The following is a 13,203-nucleotide window of genomic DNA, read 5'->3' as shown; positions in this document are numbered from 1 at the left end:
CGTCAGGCGGCGGTGCGGACGAAGCGGAGGGTGGCGGCGACCGTCGTGAGGCCGCGGATCATGCCGAGCTGGTTCCAGCCCATGCCGAACTGGTCGCGGTTCACGGAGAACTCCGCGTCCAGGGTGAGCGAGGCGGCGTCCGAGCCGATCAGGCGGGCGGTGAAGGACTGGGGGCGGCTGATGCCGCGCACGGTCAGCTGACCGACGACGTGGACCTTGTCGCCGTCGCGGAGTTCGGCGCTGCGGACCGCGAAGGTGATCTCGGGGTGGTGGTCGGCGTCGAAGAAGTCGGCGGACCGCAGGTGCGTGTCGCGCTTGGCGTTGCCGGTGTCCAGGGTGGTGGCGTCCAGGGTCACGGTGCCGATGGCGGACCCGTCGGACCGCACCTCGCCCTGGCCGGTGACGGCGCCGAACGCGCCCTTCACGGTGACCATGCCCCACATCGTCTTGTGCCGGATGGCGACGGTGGAGGCGGTGGTGTCGAGCTGCCACAGTCCGGTTTCCACGGCGACGGTCATGATCGTTCCCTGCTTTCCTGATAACTGTCTGATGACTGCCTGGTGCTTCAAATTTGGATGACCTCACGCTAGCCGACTATCCAAATCTGAACAACCCCTCATCCAAAAATGGACAACAGGTACACTCGAATCCATGGCCGACTCCGACGCACACCCCGCCGACCTGCCCGAATGCCCCTCCGCGCAGAGTGGCGGACTGCTGCACCCGGAGCTGCGTGCCTGGATGGTGCTGCTGGCCGCGACGGGAGCCGTCGAGCAGCGACTGCGGGCCGTGGTCAAGGAGCGGCTGGACGTCTCGCACGACGAGTTCCTGGTCCTGTGCCTGCTGGCCGAGCAGCCCGAGACGGGTCTGCGCATGACCCGGATCGCCGAACTCCTGGGCCGCCCCAAGACCCGGCTCACCTACCAGATCGCCTGCCTCCAGCACGCGGGCCTGGTCTCCCGCAGGTCGGTCTGCGGCGACAAGCGCGGCATCGAGGTGACCCTCACGGAGAAGGCCCGCCGTCTGCTGGCGGAGGCCTCCGGTGGCCTCGCCGACACGGTCAAGGAGGCCCTCGCCCAGTTCATGGGAGCCGACCAGCGGGAAGCCATGTGCGGTCTGGTGCCCGACCTCGTCGAGGAGCCGGAGGGGCGCTGACGCCCCGGTTGTCCCGAGGAGCCCGGGGTACCCGGCTGCCGACCGCAGCCGAAGGAGCGCTCCATGGCCGTGTCCGACCTGCCCGCACCCGTCACCCGCCGAGGGACCGCGCCGCCGGTCGACGGCGGTGGCCTTGAGGAGGCGCTGCGCGCACGCGTCGACGGGGAGGTGCGGTTCGACGCCGGGAGCCGGGCCGCGTACTCGACCGACGCCTCCAACTTCCGGCAGACCCCGATCGGCGTGGTCGTCCCCCGTACCCCCGAAGCGGCCGTGGAAGCCGTCGCCGTCGCGCGCGAGTACGACGCACCCGTGCTGTCCCGGGGCGGCGGGACGAGCCTGGCCGGGCAGTGCACCAACACGGCCGTGGTGATCGACTGGTCGAAATACTGCAACCGCCTGGAGTCCGTGGACACCGACGCCCGCACCTGCGTCGTCCAGCCCGGCATTGTGCTCGACGACCTCAACCGGCAACTCGCGGACACCGGGCTGCGCTTCGGACCCGAACCCGCGACCCACATGAACTGCACGATCGGCGGCATGATCGGCAACAACTCCTGCGGCGCCACCGCCCAGGCCACCGGCAAGGTGGTCGACAACGTCGCCGGCCTGGACGTGCTCCTCTACGACGGCACCCGCTTCTGGTGCGGCCCGACCGACGACGAGGAGTACGCCGAGATCGAGCGGCACGGCGACCTCCGCTCGGCGGTCTACCGGCGGTTGCGCGCCCTGCGCGACACCTACGCCGACGAGATCCGGCACCGTTTCCCCGATATCCCGCGCCGTGTCTCCGGCTACAACCTCGACTCACTGCTGCCGGAACACGGTTTCGATGTCGCCGGACTGCTGGTCGGCAGCGAGTCCACGCTCGTCACCGTGGTGCGTGCGGAGTTGAAGCTGGTGCCGGTGGTGAAGGAACGGACGCTGGTCGTGCTGGGTTTCCCGAGCGTCGAGCGGGCCGCCGACTCGGTGCCGGAGATCCTGCCGTACGAGCCGATGGCGCTGGAGGGCGTCGACTCCAGGCTCATCCGCGACGAGCAGCTCAAGCATCTCAATCCCCAGGCGATCTCCGAACTCCCCGAAGGCAAGGCCTACTTGATGGCCGAGTTCGGCGGCGACACGCTCGAGGAGTCGGACCGGCGGGCGCACCGCATGCTGGCCGCGCTGGACGAGAGCGAGCACGACCCCGAGGTCGCGTTCGTGGACGACCCGGACCGCGAGGAGGAGCTGTGGCAGGTCCGCGAGGCCGGGCTCGGCGCCACCGCGCACGTCCCGCACCGGCCCGACACCTTCGAGGGCTGGGAGGACTCCGCCGTACCGCCCGAACGGCTCGGTGACTATCTGCGCCGGCTGCAGGACCTGTTCGAGGAGTTCGGCTACCGCAGCGACACCGGGCCCAGCCTCTACGGCCACTTCGGGCAGGGCTGTGTGCACACCCGGATCCCCTTCGACCTGTACTCCGCCGACGGTGTGGCCGCCTACCGGCGGTTCATGGAACGGGCGGCCGATCTGGTCGCCGAGTTCGGCGGGTCCTTCTCCGGTGAGCACGGGGACGGACAGAGCCGGGGCGAGCTGCTGGCGCGGATGTTCGGGGAGGAGCTGGTCGAGGCGTTCGGCCGGCTCAAGGCGATCTTCGATCCGCGGGACCGGATGAACCCCGGCAAGGTCGTGGCGCCGTACCGGCTCGACGAGCATCTGCGGCTGGGCGGCGACTGGGCACCGTACGACCCGCGCGATCTGCACTTCCGTTTCCCGGACGACGGCGGGTCGTTCGCCGAGGCCGCGAACCGGTGCGTGGGCGTCGGCAAGTGCCGCCAACTCACCAACAAGGGTGGCGCGGTGATGTGCCCCTCCTACCAAGTCACCCTGGAGGAGGAGCACTCCACGCGCGGACGGGCCCGGCTGCTGTTCGAGATGCTCGACGGGCACGGCGACGGCGCGATCCGGGACGGCTGGCGGTCGGAGGCGGTGAAGGACGCCCTCGACCTGTGTCTGGCGTGCAAGGGCTGCAAGCACGACTGCCCGGCCGACGTCGACATGGCCACGTACAAGGCGGAGTTCCTCGCCCACCACTACGCGCGCCGGCCATGGCGCAGGCCACGCTCCGACCTGACCATGGGCTGGCTGCCGGTCGCCGCACAGGCGGTGGGCCGCGCGCGGCTGGGGAGGCTGGTCAACGCCTTCACGCACCTGCCGCCGCTGTCGAAGGCGGCCGTGGCGCTCGCGGGGATCGAGGAGCGGGAACTGCCACGGTTCGCCGGTCGCACACTGCAGCAGTGGTTCACCCGGCACAGGCCGTACGGCGACGGGGCGCGCGGGACGGTCCTGCTGTGGCCGGACACCTTCACCAACTTCTTCCACCCGCACGTCGGTCGGGCCGCCGTCCGGCTGCTGGAACACGCGGGCTGGCGGGTCGAGCTGCCCCGCGAACCGCTGTGCTGCGGGCTGACATGGATCTCCACCGGGCAGCTCGGCATCGCCGAACGGGTACTCGCGCGGACCGTCCGCCACCTCGCCGGGCACATCCGCGACGGCGGTCTCGTCGTCGGTCTCGAACCGAGCTGTACGGCCGTGTTTCGGTCGGACGCGGCAGAGCTGTTCCCCGGTGACCGGGATGTACGCAGGCTGCGCGAGCAGACCGTGACGCTGGCCGAACTGCTCACCGAGCACTCCCCCGGCTACGAGCCCCCGCGACTGCCCGGCCGGGAGGCGCTGGTCCAGGTGCACTGCCATCAGCATGCGGTGCTGGGGTGGGACGCCGACCGGGAGTTGCTCGGGCGGGCGGGGGTCGAGGCCGAGCGGCTGGAGTCCGGATGCTGCGGACTGGCCGGCAACTTCGGGTTCGAGCGGGGACATTTGGAGGTGAGCAAGGCCTGCGCGGAGCGGGTGTTGTTGCCGCGGTTGCGGGAGACGGATGCGGGTGTGGCTGTTCTGGCGGACGGGTTCAGTTGCCGTACGCAGATTCATGAGCTGGACAGTGGGGGGCATGAGGGCGTGCACCTGGCGGAGTTGCTGGCGTCGGGGCTGCCCCGTAGGTGAGGGGGCGGCGGCGAAACCTCGCCACCGCCCCCCCCTCCCCGCCCCCGTGCTTACGCCGCCACCAACGCGGCGTGCTCCGCCCGCGGCAACGGCTCCTCCGCCTCCGCCAGCAGATCCATCAGCGTCGCCCGCGCACGAGCGACCCGCGAACGGACCGTCCCCACGGGGCAGTCGCTCACCTCGGCCGCCTCCGCGTACGGCAGTCCGAGCAGCTGGGTGAGGACGAAGGCCTCCCGGCGCTCGTCCGGCAGCCCCGCCAGCAGGTCGAGCAGCGCGATGCCGTCGTCGAACCCGGGCAGATCCCGCGGCTGGGCCAGCTCGATCGCCAGCTGCCAGTCCGGTACGTCGGACAGGCGGGGCCGCGCGCCGGCGTACCGGTAGCGGTCGATCACCGCGCGCCGGGCGATGGACAGCAGCCAGGAGCGGGCCGAGGAACGGCCCTCGAACCGGTGCAGGCTGCCGAGCGCCCGCAGAAACGTGTCCTGCGCCAGGTCGTCGACGGCCTGGGGATCGGCGCAGAGATGGGCGACGTACCGCAGGACATCGCGGTGCAACGCACGGACGAACTGCTCGACGGCGTCCGGGTCCCCGCCGCGGGCGGCGAGCGCCCAGGCGGTTATCGAGTCGTCGAGGGTTGCCTGGTCGATGACTTCCGTCTGGCCAATTGCTTCTACTTCCCTTCTGCCGGTTTTGTCGCACGAGGGAGGCAGGGCAGGAGTGATCACCTGGTGTCCTTCTCGGTCATCCAGAATCGGACCGACGGCGCACCTGGGTGCGGCGGTCCGGTCAGTGGGGATACGGCCGTACGACGCCTTCACGGACGTACGACCGAGGCCCGAGGCGCACATGGGCGGCCTCGGGTTACCGGCTGTCCTCAGATGACAGCGGTCCCCAGGGGTGGACCCCGAGAGGTGATCGCGTGGACGAGGAGGAGAAGCCGCGGCGCCCGCTCGGAGCGCCGACGGCGCACGACGAGGCGTGGGCGGTGCGGCGGGGTCGGCAGGGCGAGCAGCAGCCGCAGGGGTGCGGCCAGCCAACCGGCGACGGTGCGCAGGATGCCGAAGACGGCCCGTTCGCCGTATGCCAGCCACAGTCCGCTCAGGAGCGCGGCGAGCAGGTGGGCGGCGAGCATCCCGAAAGACATGGAGGGCATGGAGTGCGAAGCCGTATGCCCCATGTGATCCATGTGGCTCATGTCCATATGGGCCGCGCCCATGTCCATGTCCGAGTTCATGGAGGTCGAGCCGCTCACCGACTGCGCGTACGAGAACGCCTGGTGCAGTGCGGTCTGGGCGACGACCACGACCGTCACGACGAGGGCGAGCCCGCGTTCACGGCCCGCCAGGCCCCAGCCGACGACGCCGGTTCCGGCGACGCCCGCGGCCAGCGTCCAGGTGGGCACATGGGCGCCGGACATCAGGACGTGGCCCAGCGCGGCGAGCAGCACACAGACGGCCGCGAACACCGCGGCCCGTACTGCGCGAGAACACCACCCTGCCGTCATGGCGCCTCATCCTCGCATCCTGACGTCCACCGTCACGTCTGGGTACGGATTTGCGGCGCGCGTCACTCACTGCGCCCCGGCCGCCTCCCGCTCGATCTGCTCGAACTGCGCGCCCATCGCCTGGGCCAGCGCGTTGGCGGCGGACAGGGGACGGACCATGACGGTGAGCTCGTCGATGCGCCCGTCCTCGTCGAAGTGCAGGAAGTCGCAGCCCTGGAGCTGCTTTCCGGCCACGGTGGCGGTGAAGACGAACGCGTGGTCGCGGCCGTCGGGGTTGGCGATCTCACGGACGTAGGCGAAGTCCTCGAAGACGCGCATGACGCCGCGCAGGATCGCGGCGGTGATCGCCTTGCCCGGGTAGGGCTTGAAGACGACGGGGCTGGTGAACACGACGTCGTCGGCGAGCAGCGCCTCCACGGCTGCGATGTCACGGTTCTCGACGGCCTTGCGGAAGGGGTGCACGAGATCACCTCACTGTGGATTACTCAACAAGTTGAATAAGCATATCGGCTGGTGGATATCGAGTACCGGTCCAGACCTATTGGATTTCCTATGGCATGCATTGGATTCCTCATTGGATCCCTATGGCGGGCCCGCCTAGGGTGGACGCATGTCAAAAATCCTCTTCGTAGTAACCGGTGTCGACCACTGGACGCTCGCCGACGGCACCCTGCACCCGACCGGCTTCTGGGCCGAGGAGGCCGTCGCCCCGTACGAGGCGTTCAAGGCCGCCGGTCACGAGATCGTGGTCGCCACGCCCGGCGGGATCGTGCCGACCGTGGACCGGGCCAGCCTGGCGCCGGAGTTCAACGGCGGCCAGGAGGGCGCCGACCGGGTCGCGGCGGCGCTCGACTCGATCACCGAGCTTCAGCAGCCGGTCAAGCTGGAGGACGTCCGGCTCGACGATTACGACGCCGTCTTCTACCCGGGCGGTCACGGCCCGATGGAGGACCTCTCCGTCGACGCCGGCTCCGGCAGGCTGCTCATCGACACTCTGGACTCCGGCAAGCCGCTCGGCGTCGTCTGCCACGGTCCGGCCGCGCTGCTGGCCGCTGTCCGGGACGGCGGCGACAACGCTTTCGCGGGTTACCGGGTCGCGGCCTTCACCAACGCCGAGGAGACGCAGTCCGGTTTCGCCGACAAGGCGAAGTGGCTGCTGGAGACGCGTCTCGTGGAGGCCGGCGTGGACGTCCGGGTCGGCGAGCCCTGGGCGCCGCACGTGGTGGTCGACCGCAACCTGGTCACCGGCCAGAACCCGGCCTCCGCCGCCCCGGTCGCCACCGAGCTGCTGAAGAAGCTGGCCTGACCGGGCAGGACCGCAAGCCATAGCGGAGAGCTAGGCTCATCGCTGTGATGCATAAGGATTCCAATGGCCCCGACGGGTCCCGCGAACCCCGGGACCCGGACGGGGCGCCGCACTCCCCCGCGCCGCACTCCCCGCCCGCGCCCCTGGACCTGAACCTCGTCCGCACGTTCCTCGCCGTCTACCGCTCCGGCTCCTTCACCGCCGCCGCCCAGCTGCTCGGCATCTCACAGCCCACGGTGACCACGCAGGTCAGGGCCCTGGAACGGCAGTCGCGGCGCGAGCTGTTCGCCCGGCTGCCGCGCGGGGTCACGCCGACGCCGTACGCCCATGACCTGGCGACCCGGATCGCGGGCCCGCTCGACGCCCTGCTGGCCGCCGCCGGACACGACCCGGCGGAGGCGCCGGCCACCGCTCCGGTCCATCTGGCCGGTCCCGCCGAACTCCTCTGCGTCCGGGTGCTGCCCGCGCTGGCGCCGCTCGTCGCGGACGGCGTGCAGCTGCGGATCACGCCCGGTCTGACCGACCCGCTCCTCGACGAACTGCGGTCCGGCCGCCACGACCTGGTCATCGCGACCACGCGCCCGCGCGGCCGGACGCTGGCCGCGATGCCGCTGCTGGACGAGGAGTTCGTCCTCGTCGCCGCACCGAAGTGGGCCGAGCACCTCGCCGGCCGCCTCACCGCGGAGGGCCCCGGCGTCCTGCACACGGTCCCGCTGATCACGTACGCCGAGGACCTCCCCATCGTCCGCCGCTACTGGCGTCACGCCTTCGAGCAGCGCCTCAACTGCCGCGCCGCCGTCACCATGCCCGACCTGCGCGGCGTCCTGGCGGCGGTCACGGCGGGCGCGGGCTTCACGGTCCTGCCCCGCTATCTCTGCGCGGCCGAACTCGCCGACGGCGTACTGGCCCTGCTGCACGAGACGGACGATCCGCCGATCAACACCGCGTATCTCGTCCAGCGTCCGGGGACACCGGAGAATCCGGACGTCGTACGGGTACGGGAGCGGTTGCTGGCGCTGGGGCCTACGTGGTGACGGCGCGGACTCACCCTTCGAAGACCACCCGGCCGTCGAACACCGTGAGGTCCACCTCCGCACCGGTGATGTCGTGCGGGTCGAGGCCGAGCAGCGGCCGGTCCAGGACACACAGGTCGGCCACCTTGCCCGGCTCGACCGTGCCCTTGAAGTCGTCGGCGAAGTCCTGCCGGGCGGGCGTGGCGGTGTAGGCGCGCAGGCGTCGGCGAGCGGTACACACTGCTCGGGGCCGCTCGGCCGGCCGCCGGCCTTGGACTCGCGCAGCATCATCGAGACGACGCCCTGCCGCCAGTCGGGCTCGGTGATCGGCGCGTCCGAGCCGGCGCAGACCTGACGCCGGCCTCGACGGCCGCGTCGATTCCGCAGCGGCGCAGTGCGGCGGCCGGGCACTCCGCGAGGTAACCGGTGTCCCAGCCGAGACCGCTGATCCACTCACCGGGAGCGGCGGCCCGGACCGCTCCGGCCACCGCCGCGGCGACCGGACCGTCCTGCCCGGCATCAACGACTCGCATCTGCACGGGGCGGCGTACGGCCTGACGCGCATGGCGGCGTCAGTGCCGGTGGCGACGATGTCGGACCGCAGACGGCCACGCCTTCGGTGACCGTGAAGTCGCCGTCGACGGTGAGGACCTGGCCGCCGGTCAGGACGAGGGTGGGAGGCGCTGCGCTCACGCTCTGGCCTCTTTCCGTGGGAGAGTGCAAGGATTCGTACAATTTGAGCCCGAACGACCTGATCGAAGGAGTTCTCCTTGTCCGGCGACCGATCCATCACCCAAGCCGAGAAGCTCGCCGCGGCCCGGCTCGGCGGCCTGCCGATCCACCGGGACCAGATGGCGGCCGTGGCGAACATCCACCGGGCGGCGGCCGCGGTGCGCCAGCACCTGGAGAACTCGGTGCTGCGCGGCTCGGACCTGACCTGGACGGGCTTCGTGGTGCTGTGGGTGGTGTGGGTGTGGGGCGAGTCGGAGACCCGGCACGTCGCAGAGGAGGCCGGGATCTCCAAGGGGACGCTGACGGGGGTGACGCGCACGCTGGAGTCCCGCGGGCTGCTGCGCCGCACCGGCCACCCGACCGACGGACGGCTGGTGCTGATCGGCCTCACCGACAAGGGCGAGGAGTTCATGGAGCGCGTGTTCCCGGCCTTCAACGAGGAGGAGGCCTTCGTCACGGCCCGCCTCGGAGACGCCGAGTGCCGCACCCTCGCCGAATCGCTGCGCAGCGTCGTCCTCCAGGTGGAGGAGGCGGGCGAGGAGCGCCGCCGCACACTGCTGGCCGGCGCGGAGCCGGCACCCCGGCGCAGCGGACGGCGCCCCAACTCCAAGGCTTGAGCGGCCTGGCGAAGTCGGCTGCGGTTCGGCCGCGCCCCGAAGGAGCGCGGGGAACTGCGCGACCAGCCACAACGGACCCGCAGACGACCACCACCTGTCACGGCATCGCACCACACCTGGCCGCCGCCCGCACAAGCGCGTCGAACAGGCCCTGCTGGCGCGGGTCTTCGGCTGCCGTGTCCTCCGGGTGCCATTGGACGGCCACGAACCAGCCCCGCCCGCCGGGGAGTTCGAGCGCCTCGATCGTCCCGTCGCCCGCGCGTGAGGTGATCTCCAGGCCCGCGCCCAGGCGGTCGACGCGCTGGTGGTGGTAGCAGGAGACGTCGGCCTTCTCCGCGCGTGCGGCCCCGGCGACGAGCGACCCCGGTTCCAGGCGGACCGGGTGGACGAGGTGCCGGTGCTCGCGCTCCGGCCCGCCCATGTCCTGCTCCAGGGTGCCGCCGACGGCGACGTTCACGACTTGCAGTCCGCGGCAGATCGCCAGCAGCGGAGTCCCCGACTCCAGTGCGCTGTGGGCGACTTGGAGGTCGAAGCCGTCCTGTGTCTCGTCGACGTCGTACACACGGGCGTGGGTCTCTTCCTGGCCGTAGCGGTAAGGCGCCAGGTCACCGCCGCCCGGCAGTAGGACGCCGTCGAAGCGGGCGAGCCGGGCGGCGACGTCGGTGTCCGCGGGGTGAATGCTCGCCGGTTCGCCGCCCGCCCGCCAGACGGCCTCGACGAGGGCACGGGCGTTGACCTCGGCGGCGTAGCGCAACGCCGAGGTCCTGGCGGAGAAGCGGGCCGGGATGGCGATGAGAGGACGGTTCACAGCTGAATCCAGGTCGTCTTGAGCTCGGTGTACTTCTCCAGGGCGTGGGCCGACTTGTCGCGGCCGTTGCCCGACTGCTTCATGCCGCCGAACGGCACGGTCAGGTCGCCCTCCTCGTAGCAGTTGACCCAGACCGTGCCGGCCTTCAGCGCCCGAGAGACCCGATGGGCGGTGGACAGGTCGGAGGTCCACAGGCCGGCGGCGAGGCCGTACTCGGTGGCATTGGCCAGCCGGACCGCCTGGTCCAGGTCGTCGAAGGTCAGCACGGACAGCACCGGGCCGAAGATCTCCTCGCGGGCCAGCCGGGAATCGGCGGCGACCCGGTCGAAGACGGTCGGTTGGAGGTACGTCCCACCGATCGCGGACGGCAGCCGCGCGCCGCCGGTGCGCAGCCGGGCGCCCTCCTCCCGGCCGGTGCCGATGTGGTCGAGTACGCGCGTCAGATGGCTCTCGCCCACCAGCGCGCCCATCTCGGTCGCCGGGTCGAGGGGATCCCCGACCCGCAGCTCCCGCGCCCGCCGGACGACGGCCTCGGTGACCTGCTCGGCGATCGAGGAGTGCACCAGCAGCCGGGACGGAGCCGTGCACATCTCGCCCTGGTTGAAGAAGATGCCCCACGCGGCGGTCGCGGCGGCCTTTTCCAGGTCAGGGGCGTCGGGCAGGACGATGTTCGGGGACTTGCCGCCGAGTTCGAGCCAGACGCGCTTGAGGTTGGAGTCGGCGGCGTAGCGCAGGAACTGACGGCCGACGGCGGTGGAGCCGGTGAAGGCCAGGACGTCGACATCGGGGTGCATGCCGAGCGCCCGCCCCGCCACCGGCCCGTTGCCGCCCACGACGTTGAGGACGCCGGGCGGCAGCCCGGCCTCGGTCGCCAGGCGGCCGAGGAGCAGGGCGGACAGCGGGGAGTTCTCCGATGGCTTCAGTACGACCGTGCAGCCCGCGGCCAGCGCCGGCGCGACCTTCCAGCCGGCCAGCGTCAGCGGGAAGTTCCACGGCACGACCGCGCCGACCACTCCGGCCGGCTCACGCGTGACGAGCGCGAGGGCGTCGGGCGGGGTGTGCGGGGACTCGTCGGTGAGTTTGTCGGCGAGCTGGCCGTACCAGCGGAAGGTGTTGACGGCGGCGCGCAGTTCGATGGCGTAGGCGTCCGTGATGGGCTTGCCCATCTCCACGCTGACCATGAGGGCCAGCAACTCCCGCTGTTCTTCGAGGAGTTCGGCGAGGCGGAGCAGGACGCGGCCGCGCTCGGCGGGGGCCAGGCGAGGCCACGGTCCGCTGTCGAAGGCCCGCCGTGCCGCCGCGACGGCGGCGTCCACCTCTGCGTCCCCCGCGTCGGCGGCCTCGGCGACGACCCGGCCGTCACGCGGGGAGACGACCGGGAAGACGGCGCCGCCGCCCGGCTCCTCGGCGCCGTCGATGTGGTGCGCGCCGGACACCTTCAGCGCCTTGGCGCGGCTGAGCCACTCGTCGTAGGTGACGGCCGGCATGGAACCTCCAGAACAGGTATTTCTTTGGGCTCAAACGATATGGTGGTGGAAATGGTCTCGACGTGATCAGTCGCCGGGCGCCGCGACACCGCGGCCGGTCACCCGCGCCACCACGACGCCCACCGCCATGACCGCCGGCACCGACGCCACGAGCCAGACGACCGTGGACCCCTGTCCCCCGCTGAGCGCGGTGAAGTTGTCCAGGATCAGCCAGATGGTGGCCGCGAGACCGAGGGCGCCGAGGGAGGGGGCGATCAGGGTGTTCCAGAGGCGGGGGTCGAGACGCTCACGGCGGAAGAAGACGATGACCGAGACCGAGGTCAGCAGGTACAGCAGCATCATCGCCAGGACGGCCACCCCGCTGAACCAGGAGAAGAGCTTCAGCACCGGGTCCAGATCCGCCAGCGCGAACGGCACGACCAGCAGGACGGCGACGACGGTCTGGACACAGCCCGCAGTCCAGGGTGCGCGGCGGCGATTGAGGGTGCACAGCCCACGGGGCAGCAGACCGTCCCGGCCGAGCGAGAACAGGTAGCGGTTGGCGGAGTTGTGGAAGGTGAGGATGCCGGCGAAGAGGGAGGTGGCCAGCAGGATCGGCAGGACGTCGGTCACCCAGCCGCCGAACTCGGCCGCGATCGGCGCGAAGACGAACCCGCTCGAGTCCCCGCTCTCCAGCGCCGCGCCCGCCGCCGCGCCGGCCCTGGAGGCGCCGTACGAGGAGATCAGCATCCAGGACGTCACCGCGAAGAAGACGGTTACCACGACGACCGCGAGATAGGTGGCCCGCGGGACGGTCCTGCGCGGCTCGCGGGCCTCCTCGCCGTAGATCGCGGTGGACTCGAAGCCGAACATGGACGCCACGGCGAACATCACGGCCACGCCCGGCGCGCCCTGCAGCGCGGCACCGGGCGAGAAGGAGTCGGAGATGCCGAGCCCCTCGGGTCCGCCGCCCTTCACGAGGGCGACCAGCGCGAAGACGGTCAGGATGCTGAACTCCGCGAGCACGAAGACGGCCAGCACCTTGGCACCCATCTCGATGCCCATCGCCCCCAGCGCCTGCACCACCGCCATGGTGGCCAGCGACCAGACCCACCACGGCAGGTCGAGCCCGGCGTGCTCGGCGACCAGGCCGCTCACCACGGCGCCGTACAGCCCGTACATGGCGGCCTGGATGGTGCAGTACGCGAACAGCGCGACGAACGCGCTGCCGGTGCCGGTGGTCCGCCCCAGCCCTGTGCCGATGTACGCCGAGAAGGCACCGGCGGCCACGAGATGGCGGCCCATCGCGACGAAGCCGACCGAGAACAGCAGGATCACCGCGCCCGCCAGCACATAGGCGGCGGGGGTGCCGGGGCCGTTGCCGGTCGCGACGGAGATGGGGACCGTGCCGGCGATGCCGGTGAGCGGCGCCTGGGCGGAGAGCACCAGGAAGAGGATGCCCAGGACGCCCAGGGCATTGGGCTTGAGTTGGGTGGCTGGGGCCGTGTCTTTCGGGTTCTGCGCCCTGGAGACCGTCTGACTGTCCACTCGGATCACCTGCCGGGA

General features: G+C 71.3%; 13 protein-coding genes and 1 pseudogene. 5 read left to right on the top strand and 9 right to left on the bottom strand.

Going from position 1 to position 13,203, the window contains the following annotated elements:
• Positions 1 to 2: 2 nt before the first annotated feature.
• On the bottom strand, positions 3 to 518 hold the full coding sequence (locus tag AB0I98_RS34000; protein ID WP_362948642.1) for a YceI family protein: 516 nt from the start codon (positions 516 to 518) through the stop codon (positions 3 to 5).
• A gap of 133 nt (positions 519 to 651) precedes the next feature.
• On the opposite strand from AB0I98_RS34000, the gene AB0I98_RS33995 reads away from it, so the two are divergent.
• Together AB0I98_RS33995 and AB0I98_RS33990 are read left to right on the top strand one after the other, a co-directional pair.
• The gene (locus AB0I98_RS33995) at positions 652 to 1,155 is read left to right on the top strand and encodes a MarR family transcriptional regulator (protein WP_362948641.1); all 504 of its coding nucleotides are present in this window, start codon (positions 652 to 654) and stop codon (positions 1,153 to 1,155) included.
• Positions 1,156 to 1,218: 63 nt separating this feature from the next.
• Positions 1,219 to 4,191, top strand: coding sequence for an FAD-binding and (Fe-S)-binding domain-containing protein (locus tag AB0I98_RS33990; RefSeq protein ID WP_362948637.1), 2,973 nt, complete (start codon positions 1,219 to 1,221; stop codon positions 4,189 to 4,191).
• 50 nt (positions 4,192 to 4,241) lie between these two features.
• Here the strand turns inward: AB0I98_RS33990 and AB0I98_RS33985 are convergent, their stop codons facing one another.
• The 3 genes from AB0I98_RS33985 to AB0I98_RS33975 form a co-directional block, all read right to left on the bottom strand.
• Positions 4,242 to 4,856: a sigma-70 family RNA polymerase sigma factor gene (locus AB0I98_RS33985; RefSeq protein ID WP_362948699.1), complete on the bottom strand. Its 615-nt coding sequence runs from the start codon at positions 4,854 to 4,856 to the stop codon at positions 4,242 to 4,244.
• Positions 4,857 to 5,065: 209 nt separating this feature from the next.
• The gene (locus AB0I98_RS33980) at positions 5,066 to 5,695 is read right to left on the bottom strand and encodes a hypothetical protein (protein ID WP_362948636.1); all 630 of its coding nucleotides are present in this window, start codon (positions 5,693 to 5,695) and stop codon (positions 5,066 to 5,068) included.
• A 66-nt stretch (positions 5,696 to 5,761) separates the two neighbouring features.
• On the bottom strand, positions 5,762 to 6,157 hold the full coding sequence (locus tag AB0I98_RS33975) for a nuclear transport factor 2 family protein (RefSeq protein WP_362948635.1): 396 nt from the start codon (positions 6,155 to 6,157) through the stop codon (positions 5,762 to 5,764).
• Between the two features lie 148 nt (positions 6,158 to 6,305).
• Between AB0I98_RS33975 and AB0I98_RS33970 the strand changes: the two genes are divergently transcribed.
• Together AB0I98_RS33970 and AB0I98_RS33965 are read left to right on the top strand one after the other, a co-directional pair.
• Positions 6,306 to 7,001, top strand: coding sequence for a type 1 glutamine amidotransferase domain-containing protein (locus tag AB0I98_RS33970; RefSeq protein WP_362948633.1), 696 nt, complete (start codon positions 6,306 to 6,308; stop codon positions 6,999 to 7,001).
• Positions 7,002 to 7,048: 47 nt separating this feature from the next.
• Positions 7,049 to 8,035, top strand: a complete 987-nt coding sequence (locus AB0I98_RS33965) for a LysR family transcriptional regulator (protein ID WP_362948697.1) — start codon at positions 7,049 to 7,051, stop codon at positions 8,033 to 8,035.
• A gap of 10 nt (positions 8,036 to 8,045) precedes the next feature.
• On the opposite strand, the pseudogene AB0I98_RS33960 reads toward AB0I98_RS33965, so the two are convergent.
• A pseudogene (locus AB0I98_RS33960) lies at positions 8,046 to 8,388 on the bottom strand (amidohydrolase family protein); the annotation flags it as partial.
• A gap of 145 nt (positions 8,389 to 8,533) precedes the next feature.
• Positions 8,534 to 8,707 carry a hypothetical protein gene (locus AB0I98_RS33955; protein ID WP_362948632.1) on the bottom strand — a complete coding sequence of 58 codons (174 nt, stop codon included), beginning with the start codon at positions 8,705 to 8,707 and terminating at the stop codon, positions 8,534 to 8,536.
• Positions 8,708 to 8,784: 77 nt separating this feature from the next.
• Here AB0I98_RS33955 and AB0I98_RS33950 point away from each other — a divergent pair, with 77 nt between their 5' ends.
• Positions 8,785 to 9,363, top strand: a complete 579-nt coding sequence (locus tag AB0I98_RS33950) for a MarR family transcriptional regulator (protein WP_362948630.1) — start codon at positions 8,785 to 8,787, stop codon at positions 9,361 to 9,363.
• Positions 9,364 to 9,460: 97 nt separating this feature from the next.
• Here the strand turns inward: AB0I98_RS33950 and AB0I98_RS33945 are convergent, their stop codons facing one another.
• From AB0I98_RS33945 to AB0I98_RS33935, 3 genes are all read right to left on the bottom strand, one after another.
• A complete protein-coding gene (locus tag AB0I98_RS33945; RefSeq protein WP_362948628.1) occupies positions 9,461 to 10,171 on the bottom strand; it encodes a gamma-glutamyl-gamma-aminobutyrate hydrolase family protein in 711 nt (236 codons plus the stop codon).
• Entirely contained in the window at positions 10,168 to 11,658 is a 1,491-nt protein-coding gene (locus AB0I98_RS33940) for an aldehyde dehydrogenase (protein WP_362948627.1), read from the bottom strand. Before AB0I98_RS33940 ends, AB0I98_RS33945 begins: the two co-directional genes overlap by 4 nt.
• A 66-nt stretch (positions 11,659 to 11,724) precedes the next feature.
• On the bottom strand, positions 11,725 to 13,185 hold the full coding sequence (locus AB0I98_RS33935) for an APC family permease (RefSeq protein ID WP_362948626.1): 1,461 nt from the start codon (positions 13,183 to 13,185) through the stop codon (positions 11,725 to 11,727).
• Positions 13,186 to 13,203 lie beyond the last annotated feature (18 nt).

Source organism: Streptomyces sp. NPDC050211 (genome assembly GCF_040656035.1).
Classification (GTDB): domain Bacteria; phylum Actinomycetota; class Actinomycetes; order Streptomycetales; family Streptomycetaceae; genus Streptomyces.
Note: the sequence above shows the minus strand (reverse complement) of the source record. Positions and strands in the feature narration are given on the sequence as shown.